Origin of the sequence: Azospirillum oleiclasticum, from assembly GCF_013423485.1 — a bacterium.
Taxonomy (GTDB): domain Bacteria; phylum Pseudomonadota; class Alphaproteobacteria; order Azospirillales; family Azospirillaceae; genus Azospirillum; species Azospirillum oleiclasticum.
Genome location: NZ_JABFFR010000025.1, coordinates 40,977 through 62,828, shown reverse-complemented (window position 1 = coordinate 62,828; position 21,852 = coordinate 40,977). Strand labels below are relative to the sequence as shown.

Below are 21,852 nucleotides of genomic sequence, written 5' to 3'. Positions count from 1 at the left end.
GCCCGTCAGCCCCTCGCGAGGCTCCGCAGCGTGACCGCGATGCGCGCGAGTACGGCGGCCAGCGTCTCGCCCGGACCGGGGTGGAAGAGTCGCATCGCGGGGTACCATGGTCGCACGGCCGTGCCCAGCGCCGTCCAGTCGCCGGTTACGCCGAAACGCCAGGTGGGTGTGCCGACGGCCGCCGCCAGTTCCCCAACCGACACCGCCGGCGCGATCACCAGATCCAACGCACGCAGAAACGCCGCCGTACCGTCCAGATCGTTCCTCTGGTCCAGGCCGGGCCATTGATGAATGGACGCGCCATATGCCCGTTCCACCTCGGCGATCTCGGCGCGTGCGTCGTCGTACTGCGCGTTCACCAGCACCAGACCGGGTACGGCGAAGACGGGCGCCCAGTCGCGCAAGCTGGTGTATTCGTGCAGGCGGTCTCCGGTCAGCAGACCGCTGCGCCAGCAGATGCCGACCTTGAGTCCGGCGCCGAGCGCATCGAGTCTCTCCCGCCAGAGACGTACGGCAACGGGATCGGGGACCAGCCAGCCCCCTTCCCGCGGAAAGGCCGCCAGAAAGGGCCGGAACCGGCCCGGCAGGGAACCCGCGGCGATGTGGGCGTCGCAGTCCTGCCCCACGCCGACGATGGCGGTGGGGAAGGAACGGCGGAGGAGCGGCGCCAACCGTGGGTCGAAGTCCAGGATGACCCGGCCGGCCCGTGCGATCAAGTCCGGCAGGCAGGAGGAGAACAGGATCTCGTCCCCGACCCCCTGCTCCCCCCACACCAGGATCCGGCGTCCGGCCGGATCGTCCCCGGTCCACGCCGGGCGGTCGATCCGCCGCGCGGCACCGCTCAGGGCGCGGGCGCGGAAGCGATGATCGTAGCCATCCCAACCCGAACGCAACCGCCCGGCCGCAAGGTCGAGGACACCGCCGTTGAAGCGAGCCGCGGCGAGCCCGGAATCCAGCGCCAGCGCGCGCGCCGTCCAGCGCGCGGCACCCCCGATGTCGCCGGTCTCCCGCAGGACCAGGCCGAAATTGGCGGTGGCGTCCGCCATCGCCGGCGCGAGCGCCAGGGTCGTGCGCAGTGCGGCCCGCGCCTCCTCGCGCCGTCCCTGGCGGCGCAGCGCCATGCCAAGGTTGAGGCGGGCCGTGGCGAGCCATGGCGCGATGACCAGAGCCTGCCGGTGGCTGGCCTCCGCCTCCGCAGCGCGGCCGAGGCGGAGCAGGACCACACCGAGGTTGTCGTGGACGGCGGCGGCGGCGACGTCGATCAGCAGCGACCGGCGGTGCGCCCGTTCCGCGTCGGCGCTGCGGCCGAGGGCATCCAGCGCGTTGCCGAGATTGGTGAGCGCCGCAGCGTTCGCCGGCTGCAAGGCAAGCGCGCGCCGGAAGGAGGCCGCCGCGTCACCGGGGCGGTCGAGTGCCGCGAGCACACTGCCATGGGTGACCTGCGCCGCAGCGTAGCCGGGGCTGCGCCGCAACGCATCCGTGACGCGGGGGAGCGCCGCCGCGTCGTCGCCGTTTTCATGGGCGAGCAGCCCGGACAGGTGCAGGGCCACCGGATTGCCGGGGTCCTGCTCCAGAACCCGTGCATAGAAGCTCGCGGCCTCCGTCGCTCGCCCGCTGCGGTGGTGTCGCACGGCCTCCTCCAGCAGCGTGGCCGGTGTTTCCGACACGGCCGGCGGTCGGAGCCGCCGAAGCTCGTCCGCGATGCGGCGGGGAAGGTCGGCGAGCGATTCCCCTGACCCTGGCGCGAACTGCCGCATGCCGGGAAACCAGGGCCGCACCGTGGTGCCGAGCCACGTCCAGTCCCGGCCGCCGACGCGCCATACCGGCACCCCCAGCGCACCCGCCAGTTCGGAAACCGACAAGGCCGGGGAAATGACCAGGTCGAGGTTGGCGATAAGCGCGGCCACACCCTCGAAATCGTTCTTCAGGTCGAGATCCGGCCATCGATGGACGGCGACCCCGAAGCGCGCCTCCGCATCGCGCAGTTCATCGTCGACGGGGCCGTATTGCAAGTTCACGACGACGATGCCCGGCACCGCGAAGACGGGGCCCCAGTGGTCGAGCGGAACGTAGGAGTCGCGCCGCCGCGCCGTCATCACCTGGCTGCGCCACGCGATGCCCACCCGCAGCCCGGCGCCCATTGCCGCCAAGCGCTCCCGCCAGGCCTGGACGCGCAGGGGGTGCGGCACCAGCCAGGACGAGCGGTCGGGAAAGCGCGCGAGGTCGGCGCGCAGGTAACGCGGCAGCGAGCCGGCGGGGACATGCAGGTCGGCGTCGCGCGGGTCGGCGGTTTCCGCGCGTACGGTAGCGGCGGGAAAGGAGCGCTGGAACAGGGAGGTGAGCCGCCGATCGCACTCGATGATCACCTGCCGCGCGCGGCCGATCAGGTCGGGGTAGCAGGAAGCCAGCAGGATCTCGTCGCCCACCCCCTGCTCGCGCCAGACCAGCAGGCGGGCGCCCGCGATGTTCTCGCCGCGCCAGGGCCGGGCGGCCGGGCGGCGTGCCTGCCCCTGGAACTGGGGCGTGCCGAAGCGCCAGTCATGCTCCGTCCAACCACGCCGCAGGTCGCCATGGCGCAGCAGGAGCAGGGAGAGGTTGTAACGGGCCTGCGCGAAGCGCGGATCGATGGCGACAGCCTCGTCGTACGCCTGCGCCGCCTCTTGCGGATGCCCAAGACGGTCGAGGGTCTGGGCGAGGTTCGACCATGCCTGGACGAGCCGCCGGTCGAGCGCCAGCGCCCGGCGGTGGCAATCCTCCGCTTCCGCGAGGCGCCCGGCGCCCTCCTCCGCATTGCCGAGCGCTGTCCACAGGGCCGCGAGCCGATCGTCGCACGCGAGGGCCCGGCGGATGGTGGCGGCGGCCTCAGCAAAGCGCTCGAGTTCCAGAAGCGCGTTGCCCAAATTGCCGAGCGCGTCCGCCGCCGCCGGATCGAGAAGTACGGCCGCGCGGCGGTGCGGCACGGACTCCGCCACGCGGCCGCGGGCGGCCAGCAGCGCCGCCCGCTGCGCGTGAAGCGCGGCGGACGCGGGATCAAGGCGAAGAGCTCGTGCGATCGTATCCGCTGCCGGCCGGCTCAACGCCGTTCGCGCCGCGCCGAGCGCCGCCCAGGCCGCAGAGTTGGCGGGGTCGGCGGCCACCGCACGGGCCAATTGGCGGGCGGCCTCCCCCTCCTCGCCCCGGCGGCGGAGCAGGATGCCGAGCAGATGCAGGCCGCGCGCATCGGCGGGATCGAGGTCCAACGCGGTGCGGCAGAGACGCTCCGCCTCCTCCCGGTCGCCGGCGCGGTACCTGGCAACCGCCAGCTCCACGGTCTGCGACGCGTTGGGGGCTGGTGCGGCGCCATGGCGGGCCTCCGCCAGCAGGTGGCGCAGCTCCATGGCGATTCGGCGTGGCAGATCGGCCAGCGCCTCCCCAGCCCGAGGCGCGAAGAGCCGCATGGTCGGGTACCACGGGCGTACGCCGGTGCCGAGCCACGTCCAGTCCATCGCGCCCAGCCGCCAGACCGGCACGCCGAGCGCACCGGCCAGCTCTCCGATCGACGTCGCCGGCGTGATGACGAGATCGAGCCCGGACATCAGCGCCGCGGTGCCCTCGAAATCGTCGTGAAGATCCAGGTCGGGCCAGCGGTGCAGGGTCACGCCGAAACGGCGACCCGCTTCCGCGACTTCCGCGGCGCAGTCGTCGTATTGCAGGACGACAAGGTGTATGCCCGGTAGCGCGAACAGCGGTTCCCAGTCGGCCATGGTCGTGTACGCGTCCCGCCGCTCCGTGGTCATGAGCTGGCTGCGCCAGCACAGTCCAACGCGCAGCCCCGGCCCGAGCGCCCGCAGCCGTGCCTCCCACACAGCCACCGTCTCCGGATCGGGCCGCAGCCAGCGTGACCGGGGCGGAAAACGGGACAGGGACGGGCGGAAGCGGCACGGCAGGTCTCCCAACGCGGCGTGCGCGTCGACCGTGCCGGGGCGCATGGTTTCCCGTCCACCCTCGTCCACCGATTCGGCGCGCACCTCGGCGTTCGGGAAGGAGCGGGCGAAGAGCGGCACCAACCGGCGGTCGCATTCCAGGATGACCCGCCCGGCACGGCCCAAAAGATCCGGAAGGCAGGAGGCGTACAGGAGCTCGTCTCCGATGCCCTGCTCGCGCCACACCAGCAGCGCCCGCCCCGCAGGGTCTCCGCCCTCCCAGGCCGGCGCGGGGAGCGCGCGCCGCACATACCCCTTGGCGGCAAAGCGCCACCCGTTCTCCTCCCACCCGGCGGCGAGGCACCCCCGCATCAGCAGGAGTCGGCCAAGATTGAGGTGCGCCTCGGCCAAGCCGGGAGAGAGAGTGAGCGCCCGGCGGTGGCCGGCCTCCGCCGCCGCAGGGTGACCGGAACGTTGGAGCGCGTGCGCAAGGCTGACCAGCGCTTCGGCACAGGCCGGGTCCGTCGCCAACGCCCGTCGGGCCTGCACGGTCGCCGAACCGACATCACCCAGGATCAGCAGCTCGTTGGACAGCGACGCCCGCAAGACCGCCATACCGGGCGCGGCGTGGAGCGCCCGGCGATGGGCGGCGATGGCTTCCGGAATGCGGTCGATCTCGGCGAACGCGCTGCCGATATTGCCGTGGGCGTTGGGATGGGCGGGTGCCAGCGCAACGGCGCGGCGCTGGTGGGTGATCGCCTCCGCCGGCCGCTTCCAGGCCAGCCAGAGACCGCCGAGATTGCTCCAGGCCTGTGCATCCGCGGCATCCAGCCGCAGCGTCCGGCAGTAGAGGGCGGCGGCGGCGTCGAGCTGGTCACGGCGGTCATGAACGAGTCCGAGGTCGCCCAGCGCCTCCGCGTCCGCCGGTGCAAGCGCGAGGGTGCGGTGAAGGCACGCTTCCGCCTGGTGATGGCGCATGGCGCACAGGATTCGGGCGAGCAGGCGCCATGCCGCAAGCTGGTCAGGCCGCCGCCGCAGCAGCGCCACCAGATGGTCGAGCGCGTCCGCCACCCGACCATCGCGGTGCAGGCGAACGGCGTCGTCGACCAACCCTTCCCCGGCCGACCGCGATGCGCCGGCGTCGCCGGCCGGCGCTGCCGTCACGGTGTGTCGTCGGCGCCGGCCGGGTCGCCGGGGTGGTAATCGGCGGCCCCGGCCCGGAACAGCTTCCGACACACCTTCAGCGCCCGGTAGTAGTTCTTCGCATCGACCAGTTCCACGATCTGGTCCAGCTCTCTTGCGCAATCCGGCCGCGCCAGACGCGTTTCCTCGAGGATGGCGGCAAAGCGTTCCAGATTGACGGCGCCGTCTTCCGGGAAGATGTAGATGAGCTGGATGACGAAGTAGAGCTTCTTTTCGAGGCTGTCGATCTGCTCTTCCTTCAGCACCTCGCGCCCGCGCAGGAAGTTGGCGGTGTTGTAGAGGTAGAAAGAACCCGGCCGGTCACCGGCGCCGATGACGGCGCCGTTGATGATGACCTTTTCATTGGGACGCAACACGAACTTGAGAGGCATGAACGGGAACCCGGCTCCGGACGAGCGGCGACGGCGCGAGCGGGAAGGACATCCTGTGTGCGCCGGCCAAAGAAAACGGGCGGCGGCTTTCGCCGCCGCCCGCGGGCACGGAGCTTACCCGAACTCCCGGCGTTAGAACAGCCGGAGGATCGACTGCTGCGACTGGTTGGCCAGCGACAGCGCGATGGTACCGAGCTGCTGGCGGGTCTGCAGGGCGAGCAGGTTCGCACCTTCCTCGTTCTGGTCGGCCAGAGTCAGCTTGTTCGCACCCTCGACCAGCACGTCGGAGAACTCCTTGGTGAAGTTCTCGCGGGTTGTGATGATGTTCAGGTTGGTGGACAGGTTCTGCGATGCCGAGCGCAGGACCTGCTTGGCCCCGTCGATCGCCGCCACCGCGTTGTCGATGTCCGAGCGATCCGACCAATCGTTCTGCGCGTAGTCGAGCTTCAGACCCTGGCCGCTGGTCGTCAGGTTCTGGGCCTGCACGCTGAGCGCGTTGGTGTTGCGCTCGTTCAACTGGACGGTCAGGTCGTTCTGCGTGTTGGCGTCGGTGACCTGCGTGGTGACGATGTTCGCCGCCGCGCTGGTCGAGGCCGCTGCCTTGATCGACTTCTGATCGACGCTGAAGCGCACCGTGCCGGTGTCGAACGCGAAGGCGTTCTCGCCATCCGACAGCTTGCCTTCGCCGCGCTTGTTGTTGCCGTCACGGGTGACGGTGGTGCCGGTGAGGTTCGTCACCTCGACCTGGATGTCCACCTTCTTCTCGATGCTCGACACACCCGCGCCAGCATTGGCCGCCTGCTCCATCAGCTTGCGGTCGACCGTGAAGGACACCACGGTGCCCGACGCGAAGCTTTCGGAGATGGTCTTGCTCAGCGCGTTCTCGGTTTCCGCCGACAGGCTGAACTCGCGCTTGGTGGTCGTGTCGGTCTTGCCGGTCAGGGTGATCTGGCTTCCGGTGCCACCGGCGCTCGCCACGTCGATGCTGGATCCGCTCAGGCGGCCCGACGAGATCGCGGTGCTGATCGAGGTGCGCAGCGCCGCCGCGACGTTGGCCTTGGCGTCCTGGCCGATGGAAACGTCGCCGTCGGTCGCGGTGTACTTGAAGACCTGGCCTTCCACCTTGATCGTGAAGCTGTCGCCGGCCTCGACGGTGCCCTTGATGTCCACCGTGCTGGCCTGCGCGACGCCGGTGGTGGCGGCGGTGGTCAGGTTGGCTTCGACCGCCTGGCTGTTGTCGAAGAACTTGACGGTGCGCGACTCGTTGCCATCCGAAACGATGAAGGTGCGCTCGCGGCCGGAGGCGCCGCGGACCTCGATCTGCACGTCGCTGAAGCTGCCGAACGACGAGGACACCGTGCCGGAGACCTTCAGCCCGGTCAGACCATGCGCGAGCTCGGCGTCACCGATGTCGTCGGACTGGCCTTCGATCGAGCCGTCACCGGACACACGCACCGTGTAGGCGTCCGTGGCCGTCATGTTGGTGACGCGGGCGTTCTCGATGCCGGAGATGGAGTTGACCTTCGTGCGGCTGTCGCTGGTGCTGTCCAGGCGCAGGCCGTTGCCGGCCAGCAGGTTCTTGCCACCATAGCCGCTGTCGCCGGCCAGCTTGTCGATCTGCTCCTTCAGCGTGTTGAACTGCGCGGCGAGCGACTTGCGGGTCGCGATCGAGCCGGCGTCGCTGCCCAGCGCGCTGTAGGCGGCGGTCGTCAGACCGCGGGCCTGCTCGATGAGGTTCTCGATGCTGGTCAGACCCTTGTCGGCCGCCTTGATGGTCGACACCGCCTGACCCATGGCGTCCTTCAGCGACGACAGGTCGCCCGCGCGCTGGGAGAGCCCCTTGGCTGCGAAGAAGGAGGTCGGGCCGTCGAGGGCCGAATTGATCTTGTTGCCGGTCGAAAGGATGTTCTGCTTCGATTCGATCTGCGTGTTGGTCTTCTGCAGCTGAAGCAGGTTGGTCCGCATTGCGGCGGTGAGTTGGATGTCGCCAGCCATTGAAGGCACTCCTTTGGAGATCCATCGCCGCGACCGGGGTTTCCCGGTGGGCAGGGGACTAATTCCCCCGCGGAAGTGGTAGGCAAGTTCCGGGCCAGATAGAAATTGCCGGTTTGTGGGGAAAAAGCGCCGACCGGCAAATTCGGACTAGGCAGAATTTTCCGCATCCCCGGCAGAATTTGCCGACAGCCCGGCATCCCTTGCCGCCCCGGCAGGAATTGCCGGGCGGCCATCCGCACTCAGCAGGGTGGTCCCGCACACCGCCAGCGGCCCGATCTCCACCGCGGCACTCCCCCACGACCAGCCGACACCGAAGCCGGACAGCAGCAGCCGCCGGCGCTCCGCCGCCAACTCCTCCGGCAAGGCGCTGGCGAGCGCCAGGGGGATGGAGGCGGAACTGGTGTTGCCGTGGCCGGCCAAGGCCAGCACGGTCTGTCCGGGCGCGGCACCGAGCTTCCGGGCGAGGTGGCGGACCATCTGCGCGTTCGCCTGATGCAGCACCAGACGATCGACGCCGGCCATCGTCCAGCCGGCGAGATCGAGTGCGGCGCGGATGCTGCCCGGCACCTCCCGCAGGGTGAAGGCGAAGACCTGCGTGCCGTCCATGAACAGGTGCGGCGGCTCGTCCGGCCGGCGCAGACCGCCGCCGGGCACCGCCAGATAGGGCGCCCCCGCCCCGTCGCTCCCGAGCGTGAAGGCCATCAGCGGCGCATCCGGGTCGGCGACCAGGGCGGTGGCCGCCGCGGCATCGCCGAACAGCGGCGCCACGCTGCGGTCGTTCGGATCGAGCACGCGCGAGGTGGTGTCGCCGGCGATCAGCAGCGCGCGGCGGCCATTGCAGGCGCGCAGCATCGCCGCCGCCGTCCACAGGCCGTAGACGTAGCCCGAGCAGCCGAGCCCCAGGTCGAGCACCGCCGCCTGCTTGCCGAGCCCGAGCCGCCGGTGCAGCAGGAAGCCGCTCGACGGCAGGATGTGGTCGTGGGTCTGCGACACATTGACCAGCAGATCGATGCCGGCCGCATCCCAGCCGAGCCCGTCGAGCAACGCCCGCGCCGCCGCCTCCGCCAGATCGCTGGTGCATTGGTGCGGCGGCACCAGGTGCCGCGCCTCGATCCCCGTGGCCTTGGCGATGCGTTCCGCCGCCTCGGCCCCGAAACGGGCGGCGAGGTCCGCAACCGTCTCCCGCCGTTCCGGCAGACAGGCCGTCACGCCCGCGATGGTAACCCCGTGCACGACGCTGGCGACCATGGGTCCCTCCCCCAAGCAGGTTTGCCCAGATCGGGCCACCGATGATCTGGCCTGGGCAAACCCGCGGACTCTATGGTTTTGCAGAGTTTCCGAGCCCACTCATCGATGGGCGGAGTTCGGAAATCCTGCTTACGTCAGCAGCCGATGCCGCCGTCGACCACGATGGTCTGTCCGGTGATGAAGCCGCCGCCGTCGCCCAGCAGGAAACGCAGCACCGGCACCACGTCCGCGGCGGTGCCGAGCCGGCCCAGCGGTGTCCGGCGGACGATCTGCCCCCGCTGATCCGCCGACAGCGTACCGGACATTTCGGTGTCGAGATAGCCGGGCGCGATGGAATTCACCGTCACGCCGAGCCGCCCGACCTCCCGCGCTAGGGAGCGGGTCAGCCCGTCCAGCCCCGCCTTCGACGCCGAGTAGGCGGCAAGCCCGACATAGCCGCGCTGGCCGATGATGGACGAGATGTTGACGATGCGTCCCGGCCCGCGGCGCAGCAGCTTGGCGCGCAGGAAGCCGCGCGCGGCGTGGATGGCACCCAGCAGGTTGGTCTCCAGGATGGCGGCGGTGTCAGCGTCGGGGAAGGTCGCCAGCACCCCCTCGCGCGCGATGCCGGCGTTGTTGACCAGCGCCCACAGCGGCGAGTCGCCCGCCCAGGCACAGGCGGCCTCGACGAAGGCCTGCGCCGCCCCCTCCTCGCCGATCCGGCAGGGCTGCCAGAACAGGTCGGGCCCGGCCAGCCGCTCCAGCGCCTCCGACCCCGAGCGGCTGCAGGCGGACACGCGGTGACCGTCAGCCAGCAACGCCTCGACAATGGCAAGGCCGAGGCCGCGGCTGCCACCGGTGACGATGATGTGGCGCTTGGGCATGTGGCGCTTGGGATCGTGGCACTCGGGATTGGTCACGCCGTGACCTCTCGTCGTTTCTTGCCGGCCGGACCCAGCGGGATCGAGTCGGCCAGCGCGACGACGCGCGGCCGGGCGGCCGGCTCCAGCCCGGCGGCGGCATCGCGCAGGGCGGCGCGCAGCGCGTCGGGATCGGTTCCGGGTGCGGGCACCACGGTGGCGGTGAGGATGTGGCCGGTCAGCGGGTTGGGCACCGCCCGCACCTCCGCGTCTGCGACGCCGGGCACGGCGAGCAGGTGCCGCTCCACCGCTTCGGGCGAGACCATCGCCCCGCCCACCTTCACGCGCCCGTCGGCGCGCCCGGCGAACAGGGCGCGGTCCCCGGCCAGCTCGATCAGGTCGCCGGTGGGCTGCCAGCCTTCCCGGCCGGGCGCGGCGCGGGGGCTCCGCACCTCCAGCTCCCCACCAACAAGGCGAAGGTCCACACCGTCCACGCCGGTCTCCAGCCAATGTGCCGGGAAGCCCGCGCGGCCATCCGCCACGGCGAACAGCACACCGGCCTCGGTCGAGGCGTAGATGTGGCGGAGCCGGGCATCGGGGAAACGCTCCGCCAGACGGTCGAGCAACGGCTGGTCCGCCGCCTCCCCGCCCAGCGTGATCGACCGCAACGGCGGGTCGCGGTCGCCGGACGCCATCAGGAATCCGCGCCAGAAGCTGGGTGTGCCGCTGATGTGGGTGGCGCCATGCTCCAGCGCCGCGGCGACCAGCCCGGCCACCCCCTCGCCCGGCCGGGCGATGAGCGTGGCACCGGCGGCGAGCGCGGTCAGGATCACCTGCAAGCCGGCGAAGGAGGCCGGCTCGTAGGTCAACAGCCAGCGCGCCGTGGCGTCGCCGGTGCCGCGCAGCCGCACGCGCAGCCGTGCGATGTCATGCCGCACCAGCTTCGGTGCGCCGGTGGTGCCGGAGGTTTGCAGCAGAACGGCAAAGCCGGTGCCGGCAGCAGCCTCGGCCGCGTCGGGATCGGGCCGGCGCAGGAGGGCGACCGGGCGTCCCGCGGTCTCGGCGGCAACCAGCGCCATCACAACGGCGGCGGCCGTGTGCGCATCGACCACGGGACCATGCACCCCGTCGGCGGCCATCTCGATAAGCGCCGGCGCATCATGGCACTGCCCGCCCTCGATCAGGCGGAAGCGGGGATCGATCCAGGCCGGCGGCGCGTTCACGGCCGCACCGTCAAGACGCGGCGGCAGGCTGGTACAGCGCCGCCAGTTCGCCCACGGTGGTGAATTGCCGGAATCCGGCGCGGAACGGGTCCTGCCCCGTGCGCTGCTCCAGCACCAACAGCAGGGTCGCGAGATCCAGCGAGTCGATGGGAAGCGGGCCGCCCAGGAACACGGTGTCGGGCCCGATGACCGGCATCGGCTCCCCCTTCTCGGCCAGGATGTGGCCCAGCTCCTCGGCGATCACGTCCAGCATGCGCGGAGTCCGCCGCCTCAGGCCGGGACAGCGACGCCGGCCAGGGCCAGCAGGTCGGCGACCGTCTTCGCCTTGGCCAGCTTCTCACCCTCCACCACCAGCCCCAGCTTCTCGTCCACCAGCGCGATGAAGCTGATGACCGCCAGCGAGTCCCAGTTGTCCAGGCTTTCCAGTTCCTCGGTGCCGGTCAACGTGCCGGGGTCGAGTTCGAGCATCTCGTCGAGGGCCAGGAGGAAGTCTTTGGTGTCCATGGGCTGCTCCCAATGCGGATGGCGCGGGAAGGGTCATACGAGCTTGCGCTGCGCCACGCCACGGTTGATTTCCGACCACGCCGGGTTTGCCTCAAGAAGGGTGCAACAATCCTGCCACCCGAACGCCGCCCGGCCCGGCAAAAGCGCCTCCAGCATGCGGCGGATGAGCGCGAGGTCGTCCGGTTCGTCCACACACCAGCGGTAAGACGGCAAAGGACAGCGAGGCTGCACCGGCGGCCCCAGGCGGAAACGCTGCGGGCGCCGGTAGAGGAAGGGCGTCACATGCTCCCGCTCGTCCGGAGCGACGGCCTCGCGCGCCGCCTCGTCCAGCGCGCGGCGGGTGAACACCTCGGCGTCCAGCCCGCGCGGAAAGCGGCCGGTGTCGATGTTCACGTAATCCATCGGCGGGGTATCGGTCTGCCCGGCGAGGAAGCGACCGACGGCCTCGTCGATCAGCGCGGGATCGATCAGCGGGCAATCGGCGGTGACCCGCACCACCACGTCCGCCCCGAACGCCTGCGCCGCACCGGCGAAGCGCCCGAGCACATCCTGCTCGTCGCCACGGAAGACCCCGATCCCCAGCCGTTCCGCCAGCTCGGCGACCGGATCGTCCGTGGCGTTGATGGTGGTCGCCAGCACCACCGTGTCGATCAGCCGCGCCCGCCGGAGCCGCCCCAGATGGTGGGCCAGCAGCGGCGCACCCGCCGCCTCCATCAGCACCTTGCCGGGCAGGCGGGACGAGGTCATGCGCGCCTGCGAGATGCAGACGATGCGGGGATGGGCGCTCATCGGGCAGGCTCCTCCGGCAGCAGCATGTCCCAGGCCAGCGGCTCGCCGCGCCGGAGGCCGCGGGCGGCGCGCCGGCCGAGCACGGCGGGGAGATGCTTCGGCGCCAGCCCGAAGCCGGGGCGGATGGAGCGGACGGTCGCGGCGCTCAGCGCCTCCCCCGCCGCCACGTCGGCGACCACATAGAGGGAGCGGCGGTAATCGCGCCCGCCCGCCTCGCTCGGCTCCACCCCGTAATGCACGCACCCCAGCGCGGCGTGGGCCGCGCGCACCGCCCCGACCATCGCCTTGAACTCCGCCGGTTCCAGGGAGAAGGCGGCGTCCACCCCGCCCTCGGCGCGCGAGAGGGTGATGTGCTTCTCGATCACCGCGGCCCCCAGCGCCGTGGCGGCGACCGGGACGGCGATGCCGTGCGTGTGGTCGGACAGCCCGGCCGGCACGCCGAAGGCCGCGGCCAGATGCGGGATGGTGCGGAGGTTGCAATCCTCCGGCGGGGTCGGGTAGCCGCTGACGCAGTGGAGCAGCGCCAGCGGTGCCTCCCCCGCCGCCTCCACAGCCTCGGCGATCTCGCCCAGCGTTGCCAGACCGGTGGAGACGATCAGCGGCCGGCCGGACCGGGCGGCACGGCGGATCAGCGGCAGATCGTTCAGCTCGAACGACGCGATCTTGAAGGCCGGCGCGTCCAGCCCCTCCAGCAGCTCGACCGCGGTCTCGTCGAAGGGGGAGCTGAAGATGGCGATGCCCCGCTCGCGCGCCCGCGCGAACAGGGCCGGGTGCCAGTCCCAGGGGGTGTGCGCCTCCCGGTACAGGTCGTGCAGCGTGCGCCCGGCCCACAGCCCGCCGGTCAGCAGAAATCCAGGGCCGTCATGGTCGATGGTGATCGTGTCGGCGGTGTAGGTCTGGAGCTTCACCGCGTCCGCCCCGGCATCGGCTGCGGCGTCGATCAGAGCCAGCGCACGGGCCAGCTCGCCCTTGTGGTTGCCCGACAGCTCGGCGATCAGGTAGGGCGGATGGCCCGGCCCGATGGGACAGCCTTGGATGGCGAACGGACGCGGCACGGCCCTGCTCCCGATGGCGGCGGCTTGTTCATGGACGATCCGCCGGATCGTCGCATGACGATGGTTAACGGGATTTGATATCCGGGTCGACCGCGTTCCGCACCGTCACGGATCGAAGGCGGCGAGCGTGGTTTCGCGGTCGAACGGGTGCGGGTGGGACTCGTAGTCTCTGCGCAATGTCTCGAAGACATGCACGTCTTGAAACCGCCCGTGTTTGAAGACATGCTGCTCCAACACGCCGACGAAGCGGCATTTCAGCACGCTCTGGATCCGGATGACCTGATCGTTGCCTTCCATGAAATAGTTGACCACCTTGTTCATGCCGAGCGTATGGAACGCGTAGTCCATGATGAAGCTGTGCAGATAGCCGGCAAGCATGCGTCGGTCGCGTTCGGTGACCATGTAGGAGCCGGTGGAACAGCGCCGGTGCAGCCGGTCGATCTCCGAATAGGACAGATAGCCGACCGGCCGGCCCTCGTGCTCGATCACGAAATGCCGGAAATCCTCGCGGGTCTCCATGGCGGCGATCCAGCCGCGCTGCCGCTCGACGTCCGGATGTTCCAGGTCGGTGAACATGAATCGGGTGATGACCGGATCGGTGCGCCATTCCAGCAGCATGGCCGCGTCATCGACGGTCGGGCGGCGGAATCGGAAGAGCATTGGTCACCTCACCCGGCAAGGATCCGGGCATCCATGGACGCCGCAGACGACAGGATGGCCCGTGCGATGCGCATGGCGCCCTGACCGTCCACCAGCCGCCGGGTCGCCTCGGTCATGCGCAGCCGCTCCGGGAAATCATGCCACAGGCGAACCGCCGCCCCGGTGATCCGCCCGGCCGCATCGGCCGAACGCCCGTCCACGGACAGGCACCAACCGGCGGCACCCACTTCGGCCGCGGCGGGCGCCTGGTTGTCCGCCACCGTGACCAGCACGGTCGGCACCCCGAGCGCGCACAGCTCAGCCGTCGTGCCGCCGGCCGCGGAAACGGCGAGGCCGGCGCGTGCCATCAGGTTTCCCATGGCCGGCGTGTCGAGAAGCGGCTCGACCCGCGCGCCGAATCCGGCCACCGAGCGCAGGATCGCAGCAGCATCCGGCGTGCTGCCGCCGACCGCGACAAGGAGGCGCACATCGCCCGGCAATGCCGCGGCGAGCCTTTCCACGCAGGGAAGCGTCAGCCCGAGCGGGTCCGAGCCGCCGAAGGTCACCAGGACGGCCCGCCGTTCCTGCAACGGACACCGGGGTGCCGACGCCGCCTCCCGCACTTCCCGCCGCAGGGCGGCGTAGGCCGGGCCAAGCAGAAGGACGGCACCGTGCGCGATGGTGGCGTACGGCAAGGCGCCGGCTTGCGGCGCGGGGTTGACGACCACGTCGGCGTGCAGCGCCGTCCGGTCGGCAAGGTCATCAAACGCCGCCACCCTGGCGCCGGAGCGCCGCAGCCCCGCCCGGTAGGTCTCGTCGAAACCATACCCGTCCAGGATCACGGCCAGCGCGCCACGGGCAGCGGCCACGGTGGCCTCGCAATCCGCCGCGCCGGCTGGCGGGCCGGGAAGGGCCAGCCGCCGAAAGCCGGAGCTGTCCAGCCGCCGGTCGATGGCCGGCGTCGAGCGGGCCATGGCGAACACGGCGTCGTGACCCAGGTCGGCCAGGGCCTCCGCCACGGCAAGGCACCGCATGACATGGCCGGTGCCGATGTCGGGCGCCGCGTCGGCCCGGACGAGAACACGGCTCATGACGACCCGTCCGCCGGAGCGATCACGTCCGCGGCTGCGGCCAGACTTTCGGGCGTTCCGATGTCGATGAAGCGCCCGGTCGTCACATGGGCGTTCAGGGTGCCGGGTGGTGCGCGCTCGAGCACGTCACGTTCCAGCGACACCGCGCCGTCGGCGACGATCCGGTCGAGAAGCGCTGCGGAGAACAGGTAGACGCCGGCGTTGATGGTGCCGCTGCCCGGCTGCTTCTCGGCGAAGCGTTGGATCCGACCGTCCGCGCCGATCTCCACCCGGCCGTACCGCGCCGCGTCCTCCACCGCGACGCAGAGCACTGACGCCTCCGCGCCCGAGCGTCCGTGCGCCGCGCGGAAGGCGGCAAGATCGGCGTCCACGAAGGTGTCGCCGTTCAGGACCAGCACCGGATCGGAGTGGAAGGAACTCCGGAGATGGGCCAGAGCGCCCGCCGTCCCCAACGGCCGCGGCTCGATCCCGCAGACGACCGTCAGGCCGGGCGGAGCGGGGTTCGCGTCCAGCCAGCCGGTCACCCGATCGGCAAGATGGCCGAGACACAGCACCACCCGTTGCGCCCCGGCGGCGGCCAGCCGGTCGAGCAGGTGGCCCAGGAAGGCCCGCCCGCCCACCGGCGCCAAAACCTTGGGCGTGTCGCCCAGAACCCCACGGATGCGGGTGCCGAGGCCGCCGGCGAGCACCGCGATGTCCACACCGGCAAGCCCGGCTCCGGTCTTCGGGGTGTCCATGGTCAGCGCGCCAGATAGCCGCCGTCGACGGGCAGCGTGACACCGGTGATCCAGCGCGCCGCGTCGGACAGCAGGAAGGCGATCGCCCCCGCCACATCCTCCGGCCGGCCGAAGCCCATGGGATGGGCGGCACGGATGGCGTCGAACTGGTCGGCGGTCGTGGTCAGCCGGAAGCGGTCCATCATCTCCGTCTCCACCATGGCCGGAGCCACCGCGTTGACCCGGATGCGGTCGCGCAGCAGTTCCATCGCCAAGCCCCGCATCGCGGCTTCCAGCCCGCCCTTGCTGGCCGAATACACGACGTTGCCCGGCTGCCCGATCGCCGCGGCCACCGAGGAAAGAAGCACCATGGCACCGGAACCCGGGTTGCACCCCTTCTGCCGGAACGCACGGGCCAGCGCCAGCGCGCTCAACAGATTGACGTGCAGGACCGTGTCGAAGTAGGCCCGGTCCACGCCGCGCACGGGCTTGCCGGTCTGCACGCCGGCGCAATGGACGATCCCGTCGAAAGCGCCGTGCGCCTCGGCCATCGCCTTGATCCAGGGGGGAATGGCGTCGGTATCCGCGAGGTCGTGCGACACCGCCCGGTGCCCCTCACCCGGCAAGGCCGCGCAGGCAGCACCAAGCCGTTCCTCGTTGCGGCCGGTCAGCGTGATGCGCGCGCCCAGCCCGGCGAGTATGACCGCGGTGGCCCGCCCGATCCCCGCCGAGGCCCCCGTAACCAGCACATGCCGATCGGTGAGCGCGAAGGGATGCTCCGGCCTCATTCCCCCATCCGCGTGAGATAGGCGTCGTGGAAGGCGTGGATGCGCTCCTCGCACCAGCCGGGGACGGCCGGTTGTCGCATCTGCTTCATGCCATGATGCGCAGCCTCCGACACGATGCGGTCCTCGTCGAGCACGCGGGCGTTGAAGCCGCGCAGGTTGTCCTCGACGGCCCGGCGGACGGGGCCGCCGCGTGTCTGCGGCTTGGACGTCGCGCCGAGGAACAGGCGGAAATGCAGGCTGCAGCGCTCCGCATCGAGCGGATCGTAGGTCTGGACGCTCATCAGCCCGCCATGGGTGAGGCCGATCGCCAGATTGGGGAAGATGAAGAAGTGGTCGTAGTTCCGGTAAAGCTCACTGCGCGGCAGCCCGAGCCGCGCCACCACCCCGTCCCACCATTTGACGCTGCCGTCCGACAGGTGGGTCGTGCCGCGGCTGTGCTCCTTCTCGTAGGCGCAGTTCCAGACCTTCTTGGTGAACTGCTTGAAGGTCTCGGGATGCGTGGCATCGACGTGGTAGACCTCCAGCACGCTCTCCACACCGGTCTTCCAGTTCGCCGCCCAGGGTAGCCGGTTCTCGTCGATCTTCTCGACGAACAGGGCGGAGAGATGGTCCAGCAACGCGCCATAGGCGCCGAGCTGCTCGTCCAACCCCGGACCGCCGGGTTCCAACCGGACGAACACGAAGCGGCCACGGGTCGCCACCTCGAACCGCGGCAGCGCCAGCCGCCGTCTGGCCTCATCGTCGAATCCGAAGAACTCCCTATTGCCGGGGATGCCGACCGGCACACCGTCGCGGTTGAACACCCAGCCATGATAGGGGCACACCGGCTTGCCGTTCCCGCAAGGTTTCAGATGGATCAGCGACCCCCTGTGGGTGCACACATTGTGGAAGGCGCGCAGTTGGCCATCGAAGTTCTGCACCAGAACCGATGTTCCGGCGATTTCGGCGGTGATGAAATCGTTGTTTCCGCCCAGATCGTCCGCAAATCCAACGAACATCCAGGAGCGCCTGAAAATCCGCGCCTTTTCCTGCTCGAAGATCGCCGGATCGGAATAGTGGTGCGGCGGGATCACCCGGGTCGGCAGCGGCGCGGTTGTGCGCGTGGGCATCGCGACGTCCATGGGCGGACTCTTTTATCGGTTCGTTAATGGCTTCGACCCTAGCGTTCGATCGGTTAATGTTTCCCGAATAGCGCCGGGACGCAACGGTTTCCGGCGCCGCGGAGGGTGGACCGGTGAAGTCGATCGTCGAAGGCGTGCGCATCGCGGGATTCGGTGCTGCGGTCCCACGGCAGCGTCATTCCTTCATGGAAGACCGCTCCCTCTTCTCCGCCGAGGAGACGGAGAAGCTCTACGCCACCACCGGTGTGCACGAGCGCCGCGTCGCTCCGCCGCACATCTGCGCCTCCGATCTCTGCGTGGCCGCAGCCGAACGGCTGCTGCAACGGCTGGACTGGGATCCGGCGACGGTCGACGTCCTGATCTTCGTGTCGCAGGACGCGGATTACAACGTGCCCGCCACCTCCTGCATCATGCAGAAACGGCTGGGGCTGCCGCCGACCGCCGCCTGCTTCGACGTCAATCTCGGCTGCTCCGGATTCGTCTACGCGCTGTGGACCGCCGGGCGTCTGATGTCCGGCCAGCCGGGTGGCCGGGCTCTGGTGCTGTGCGGTGACACCAGCACGCGCCATCTGGTGCCCGGCGACCGCTCCACCCTGCCGCTGTTCGGCGACGCCGGCGGTGCGGCGGCGCTGGAATGCGACCCCGAGGCGCCACCCATCCATGTGGTCGTCGGCACCGACGGGGCGGGAGCCAAGAACATCTGGGTGAAGGCCGGCGGGCGGCGCAACAGCTTGGTCCCCCGTGCCGAACCCTGGAGCGCCGAGGAGCACGCGCGCCTGTTCACCGAGTCCCGCCTCGCCCTGAACGGCGCGGAGGTGTTCGCTTTCACCCTGCGCGCGGTCCCCCCCCTGGTTCGCGAGGCGCTCGCCCACGCCGGCGTGGGGGTGGAGGACATCGACCTGTGCGTGATGCATCAGGCCAACGCCTTCATGCTGGAGCATCTGCGCAAGAAGATCAAAATCCCGGCCGAACGCTTCATCATCGACATGCATGATTTCGGCAACACCAGCTCCGCGTCGATCCCGCTGGCGGTCAGCCACCGGCTGGGCGAGCCGCTGTCCACCGGCCGCCACCGCCTGCTGCTGGCCGGGTTCGGCGTCGGGTGGTCGTGGGGCGCCGTGGTCGCCGAGGTCGGCCCGATCCCGGTCCCGGACCTGTTCGAACTGCCGGACGACTTCCCGGTCCTGCAACCCTGATGCGCAACCCGCTGGATCTGAGCGGCCGGCGCGTCCTGGTGACCGGCGCGTCGTCCGACAGCGACATCGGCCGGACGCTGTGCGTGACCCTGGCCGACCTTGGCGCCGCCCTGGTGCTGACCGGGCGCCGCCCGGAACCGTTGGAGGAGACCCGCGCGGCTCTGGACGAGCCGGGGCGTCACAGCGTCGCGCCGTTCGACTTGGCGGACCTGGACACCCTGCCCGGCTGGATGAAGGGGTTGGCGGCGGACGGCGGGCCGTTGGACGGGGTGGTCCATTCCGCCTCCGTCCAGGGCTACACCGTGCTGCGGCAAATGAGCCGCGCCCAGATCGACCGCTACCTCACGCTCAACGTCGGCGCCGCCCTGATGCTCGCCCGCGGCTTCGCGCAGAAGGGCGTGCACGCGGCGAACGGCGGCTCGCTGGCGCTGATCGGGTCGGTCGCCGGGCTGAAGGGGCAGAAGGGCCGTTCGCTCTACGCCGCCTCCAAGGCGGCGCTGGTGGCGGTCGCCCGCTCGCTGGCGCTGGAGCTGGCCGACCGCCGCATCCGCGTCAACGTGGTGGCACCCGCCGTGGTGATGGGCTCCAAGGCGGCCGAACAGTTCGCCATGCTGCCGGCGGAGCAGAACGCGGCGCTGGCCGCCGCCCACCCGCTCGGCTACGGCACCCCGCAGGACGTCGCCGACACGGTCGCCTTCCTGCTGGCATCGACGGGGCGCTGGATCACCGGCGTGACTCTGCCGGTGGACGGCGGCTTCACCGCGGGGTGAGCCACGGGTCGATGACCCGGCCGGCCGGGAAACCCTGCGACTCGGCGAAGCGGCGCATCTTGAGACGGACGTCACCAAGCAACGGCATCAGGAAGACCGTGCCGTCGAACTTCGCGATGTCTGTCGGCGGGCGGATCGTCCGGCCGGCGTAGCGGCGGCCAGCCAGGCCGAGATCGAACAAGGCGATGCGGCCGCCTTCCACCAGAGCCGCGATGTCCGGATGCTCGACCGACAGGCGGTGGAAGTCGGCCCCGATCCCCCACAGGCCGGCCGGCCGGCCGGAACCGATCAGCGTACGCAGGCGCTCCGCCAGTCGGGTCCGCTGTCCGGAAAGATGGGCGAGCGATCGCAGAACCGTATCGCCCGCCGAGGTCGTCTCGGCCGGGCGGAGCAACATGCGCAGCCTGGGCACATAGCCGAGCACCGACCGCTCGCACCGTTCCACCGCCAATCCGCAGCTCACGGCAAGGCTGGTCAGGCTCGCCTCGCAGAAATAATGGATGTGCTGCTGGTTGATCAGATTGGTCGGGCCGACGATGGCCGGATCGAAATGCCCATTGTCCGGCACCTCGACGTAGATGGCACCCCCCTTGGCCAGCCGACCGGCAAGGGTCCGCAGGAAGGCGCGCGGATCGACCAGATGCTCCAGCAGGTGCGACGCGAAAGCAAGTGCGACCGGACCCGGTATGTCGTCGGCGTCGAGCCGGTTCAGGTCGGCCCGGACGAACCGGTATGGATCGGGAAGCCGTCGGTTGAAGTCGATGCCGACCAGCCGGTCGAGGGCATGACCACGCTCCTCATGCAGCAGCTTCAGCAGCAGACCGGGGCCGCAGCCGACATCGACAAGAAACCCTTCGACCGGGCCCGCCCCCCCGAGGCAGAACTCCACCATATCCGCATAGGGGGCCGTTGATCCGACGTGCATCTCGTCCCAGAAGACGGGATCCTGCGGGGTGTCCAGATAGATGCGCCGGAAGGTCGAATCGTCGTAGGGGGTCACGATCATGACGTGCCCGCATGTCCGGCAGCGAGCGAGATCGAACAGCTCCGTCGCCCGGTGCAGATCGCCGGTCTCATCCGCCTCCCACCGGCCGAAGTCGATCGACGCGAGGGGGGCGAAGCGCTGGTCGAGGCAGATGGGGCAGACAGCCACCGTTGGCTCCTACTTCAGGGAGTTCCGCAACCACAGCGCCGGAACGGTTCAGGGCTCGCGCAAGCTTTCGTCGAACACCTGCGGAACGGGTGACAATCATGATTTCCGCCTTCGACGGCAATCCCGGATCAGCCGGAAGTGGGGACAATCCACGCCGGGTTTCCCGGAGCTTATTTTGTCATGAGCGTCGCCGCCGAGGCGATGTCCCCGGTTTGAGCGTCGCAGCGTGCTGAAGTTTCCCCGGCGCGGTGGACACCATCTGACTTGCGCCGGATCTGTCTTGCGCCGGCGGTGTTGACCGATGCCGAAAGCCCGCCCCCTTATCCGCCGGAATATCGTCAGCATATGGTCGATCTGGTGCGCGCCATCCTGACAAGGCCTGCCCCCACGATGGCGGGCTGCGGCGGAACTGGTCAAGGGTTGCCGGATGGTGCGCGACACCGTGCACGGGAACGTCTGGCGTTGAGGCCCGCGGTGGCTCCTGCCACCGCCGGCCCCGAAAGGGTGCGCGTTTCGATCGGCGTCAGAAGGTGCCGCTGAACACGCTGCCCAGCAGCTTCTGTGTCCCCGTCTGACCGAAGGGGATCGACTTCAAATTGGCTGCGGCATTGTTCAATCCGTCCAGCATGGCCTGCTGGGACGCCGAAAGCTGGAACGGGCTGTCGCCCGCCTTGGGCTGCTTGGCGACGGTGTCGTAATCCTGGGAATAGCTGCCCATGCTCAACTGGAGCGCATAATTCTTGGAGTCCTTGACGTCCACGCCCTTGTCGCGGGTGACGCGCAGGGTGTAGTCGCCACGATCCAGCTCCAGTTCGCCGGATGCCAGCTTGAGATAGTTGTCGTAGTTCTTGCCGGCTTCCTTGTTGCTGTCGGCAACGACGACGCCCAGCTTGGTCTGGAGCTGCACCCGCACGCCCTCGTCGCCGATCTGGCCGAGCGTCGCCTCGCCCTTGGAGGTCACCTTGAACTTGTAGAAATCGACCGTGTCCTTGGCGGCGAGGCTGCTGACCACGTTCAACCGGGTGGTGCCGCGGGCAAGAATGCCGATGTCGGTCGCGAAGGCCGCGCTGGTGCCCGACGACTTGCGGACTTCCTTCTGGAACTCCTTCACGTTCTCGGGCGTCTGCGCCTGCGACTGCGCCTGCACCCGCTTGACGGCCGCGTCGATGGACTTGGTGAGGTCCGACACCATCTGGTTGACGCCAGCAAGACTGTCCGACATCGCACACCTCCAAAGACCGTGGAGCCG

At 70.1% G+C, this 21,852-nt stretch carries 19 protein-coding genes; 2 read left to right on the top strand and 17 right to left on the bottom strand.

The genetic code is table 11. From position 1 onward, the window contains the following. Positions 1-5: 5 nt before the first annotated feature. The 15 genes from HL658_RS23110 to HL658_RS23040 all read right to left on the bottom strand — a co-directional run bounded on the left by HL658_RS23110 (position 6) and on the right by HL658_RS23040 (position 17,472). Entirely contained in the window at positions 6-5,066 is a 5,061-nt protein-coding gene (locus HL658_RS23110; RefSeq protein WP_180284242.1) for a tetratricopeptide repeat protein, read from the bottom strand. Then, positions 5,063-5,476, bottom strand: coding sequence for a flagellar biosynthesis repressor FlbT (locus tag HL658_RS23105; RefSeq protein ID WP_180284241.1), 414 nt, complete (start codon positions 5,474-5,476; stop codon positions 5,063-5,065). Before HL658_RS23105 ends, HL658_RS23110 begins: the two co-directional genes overlap by 4 nt. 132 nt (positions 5,477-5,608) lie before the next feature. Continuing rightward, complete coding sequence (locus HL658_RS23100; RefSeq protein ID WP_180284240.1) at positions 5,609-7,471, bottom strand: flagellin N-terminal helical domain-containing protein; 1,863 nt, start codon at positions 7,469-7,471, stop codon at positions 5,609-5,611. 147 nt (positions 7,472-7,618) lie between these two features. Next, on the bottom strand, positions 7,619-8,719 hold the full coding sequence (locus tag HL658_RS23095) for a ketoacyl-ACP synthase III (protein ID WP_180284239.1): 1,101 nt from the start codon (positions 8,717-8,719) through the stop codon (positions 7,619-7,621). Positions 8,720-8,853: 134 nt separating this feature from the next. Continuing rightward, on the bottom strand, positions 8,854-9,618 hold the full coding sequence (locus HL658_RS23090) for an SDR family NAD(P)-dependent oxidoreductase (RefSeq protein WP_343055293.1): 765 nt from the start codon (positions 9,616-9,618) through the stop codon (positions 8,854-8,856). Beyond that, entirely contained in the window at positions 9,615-10,781 is a 1,167-nt protein-coding gene (locus HL658_RS23085) for an ANL family adenylate-forming protein (RefSeq protein WP_343055292.1), read from the bottom strand. Before HL658_RS23085 ends, HL658_RS23090 begins: the two co-directional genes overlap by 4 nt. A 10-nt stretch (positions 10,782-10,791) precedes the next feature. Beyond that, positions 10,792-11,034 carry an acyl carrier protein gene (locus tag HL658_RS23080; protein ID WP_180284238.1) on the bottom strand — a complete coding sequence of 81 codons (243 nt, stop codon included), beginning with the start codon at positions 11,032-11,034 and terminating at the stop codon, positions 10,792-10,794. 17 nt (positions 11,035-11,051) lie between these two features. Continuing rightward, positions 11,052-11,285, bottom strand: a complete 234-nt coding sequence (locus tag HL658_RS23075) for a phosphopantetheine-binding protein (protein WP_180284237.1) — start codon at positions 11,283-11,285, stop codon at positions 11,052-11,054. A gap of 33 nt (positions 11,286-11,318) precedes the next feature. Then, the gene (locus HL658_RS23070; RefSeq protein WP_180284236.1) at positions 11,319-12,074 is read right to left on the bottom strand and encodes a cytidylyltransferase domain-containing protein; all 756 of its coding nucleotides are present in this window, start codon (positions 12,072-12,074) and stop codon (positions 11,319-11,321) included. After that, on the bottom strand, positions 12,071-13,129 hold the full coding sequence (pseI, locus tag HL658_RS23065; RefSeq protein ID WP_180284235.1) for a pseudaminic acid synthase: 1,059 nt from the start codon (positions 13,127-13,129) through the stop codon (positions 12,071-12,073). Before pseI ends, HL658_RS23070 begins: the two co-directional genes overlap by 4 nt. Before the next feature lie 105 nt (positions 13,130-13,234). Further along, the gene (locus tag HL658_RS23060) at positions 13,235-13,789 is read right to left on the bottom strand and encodes a GNAT family N-acetyltransferase (RefSeq protein ID WP_180284234.1); all 555 of its coding nucleotides are present in this window, start codon (positions 13,787-13,789) and stop codon (positions 13,235-13,237) included. Between the two features lie 8 nt (positions 13,790-13,797). Continuing rightward, on the bottom strand, positions 13,798-14,859 hold the full coding sequence (pseG, locus tag HL658_RS23055; RefSeq protein ID WP_180284233.1) for a UDP-2,4-diacetamido-2,4,6-trideoxy-beta-L-altropyranose hydrolase: 1,062 nt from the start codon (positions 14,857-14,859) through the stop codon (positions 13,798-13,800). Next, positions 14,856-15,596 carry a nucleotidyltransferase family protein gene (locus HL658_RS23050; RefSeq protein ID WP_180284232.1) on the bottom strand — a complete coding sequence of 247 codons (741 nt, stop codon included), beginning with the start codon at positions 15,594-15,596 and terminating at the stop codon, positions 14,856-14,858. The genes pseG and HL658_RS23050 overlap by 4 nt, the downstream gene beginning before the upstream one ends. Positions 15,597-15,598: 2 nt before the next feature. After that, positions 15,599-16,363, bottom strand: coding sequence for an SDR family NAD(P)-dependent oxidoreductase (locus tag HL658_RS23045; protein WP_180284231.1), 765 nt, complete (start codon positions 16,361-16,363; stop codon positions 15,599-15,601). After that, positions 16,360-17,472, bottom strand: coding sequence for an aromatic ring-hydroxylating oxygenase subunit alpha (locus HL658_RS23040; RefSeq protein ID WP_180284230.1), 1,113 nt, complete (start codon positions 17,470-17,472; stop codon positions 16,360-16,362). The genes HL658_RS23045 and HL658_RS23040 overlap by 4 nt, the downstream gene beginning before the upstream one ends. A gap of 125 nt (positions 17,473-17,597) precedes the next feature. Between HL658_RS23040 and HL658_RS23035 the strand changes: the two genes are divergently transcribed. Both HL658_RS23035 and HL658_RS23030 read left to right on the top strand, forming a co-directional pair. Then, positions 17,598-18,680 (top strand): ketoacyl-ACP synthase III, encoded by a 1,083-nt coding sequence (locus HL658_RS23035; RefSeq protein WP_180284229.1) that lies wholly within the window; start codon positions 17,598-17,600, stop codon positions 18,678-18,680. After that, positions 18,680-19,450 carry an SDR family NAD(P)-dependent oxidoreductase gene (locus HL658_RS23030; protein ID WP_180284228.1) on the top strand — a complete coding sequence of 257 codons (771 nt, stop codon included), beginning with the start codon at positions 18,680-18,682 and terminating at the stop codon, positions 19,448-19,450. Before HL658_RS23035 ends, HL658_RS23030 begins: the two co-directional genes overlap by 1 nt. On the opposite strand, the gene HL658_RS23025 is transcribed toward HL658_RS23030, so the two are convergent. Together HL658_RS23025 and HL658_RS23020 are read right to left on the bottom strand one after the other, a co-directional pair. After that, positions 19,437-20,603: a methyltransferase domain-containing protein gene (locus HL658_RS23025; RefSeq protein WP_180284227.1), complete on the bottom strand. Its 1,167-nt coding sequence runs from the start codon at positions 20,601-20,603 to the stop codon at positions 19,437-19,439. The genes HL658_RS23030 and HL658_RS23025 overlap by 14 nt on opposite strands. Before the next feature lie 523 nt (positions 20,604-21,126). Continuing rightward, the gene (locus HL658_RS23020) at positions 21,127-21,825 is read right to left on the bottom strand and encodes a hypothetical protein (protein WP_180284226.1); all 699 of its coding nucleotides are present in this window, start codon (positions 21,823-21,825) and stop codon (positions 21,127-21,129) included. Positions 21,826-21,852 lie beyond the last annotated feature (27 nt).

What these genes read in the sequence shown, in the direction of transcription:
- HL658_RS23020 (WP_180284226.1), bottom strand. Translation starts at nt 21,825, where the DNA reads ATGTCGGACAGTCTTGCTGGCGTCAACCAGATGGTGTCGGACCTCACC.
- HL658_RS23095 (WP_180284239.1), bottom strand. Translation starts at nt 8,719, where the DNA reads ATGGTCGCCAGCGTCGTGCACGGGGTTACCATCGCGGGCGTGACGGCC.
- HL658_RS23060 (WP_180284234.1), bottom strand. Translation starts at nt 13,789, where the DNA reads ATGCTCTTCCGATTCCGCCGCCCGACCGTCGATGACGCGGCCATGCTG.
- HL658_RS23105 (WP_180284241.1), bottom strand. Translation starts at nt 5,476, where the DNA reads ATGCCTCTCAAGTTCGTGTTGCGTCCCAATGAAAAGGTCATCATCAAC.
- HL658_RS23080 (WP_180284238.1), bottom strand. Translation starts at nt 11,034, where the DNA reads ATGCTGGACGTGATCGCCGAGGAGCTGGGCCACATCCTGGCCGAGAAG.
- HL658_RS23050 (WP_180284232.1), bottom strand. Translation starts at nt 15,596, where the DNA reads ATGGACACCCCGAAGACCGGAGCCGGGCTTGCCGGTGTGGACATCGCG.
- HL658_RS23045 (WP_180284231.1), bottom strand. Translation starts at nt 16,363, where the DNA reads ATGAGGCCGGAGCATCCCTTCGCGCTCACCGATCGGCATGTGCTGGTT.
- HL658_RS23070 (WP_180284236.1), bottom strand. Translation starts at nt 12,074, where the DNA reads ATGAGCGCCCATCCCCGCATCGTCTGCATCTCGCAGGCGCGCATGACC.
- HL658_RS23075 (WP_180284237.1), bottom strand. Translation starts at nt 11,285, where the DNA reads ATGGACACCAAAGACTTCCTCCTGGCCCTCGACGAGATGCTCGAACTC.
- HL658_RS23030 (WP_180284228.1), top strand. Translation starts at nt 18,680, where the DNA reads ATGCGCAACCCGCTGGATCTGAGCGGCCGGCGCGTCCTGGTGACCGGC.
- HL658_RS23040 (WP_180284230.1), bottom strand. Translation starts at nt 17,472, where the DNA reads ATGCCCACGCGCACAACCGCGCCGCTGCCGACCCGGGTGATCCCGCCG.
- HL658_RS23100 (WP_180284240.1), bottom strand. Translation starts at nt 7,471, where the DNA reads ATGGCTGGCGACATCCAACTCACCGCCGCAATGCGGACCAACCTGCTT.
- pseG (WP_180284233.1), bottom strand. Translation starts at nt 14,859, where the DNA reads ATGAGCCGTGTTCTCGTCCGGGCCGACGCGGCGCCCGACATCGGCACC.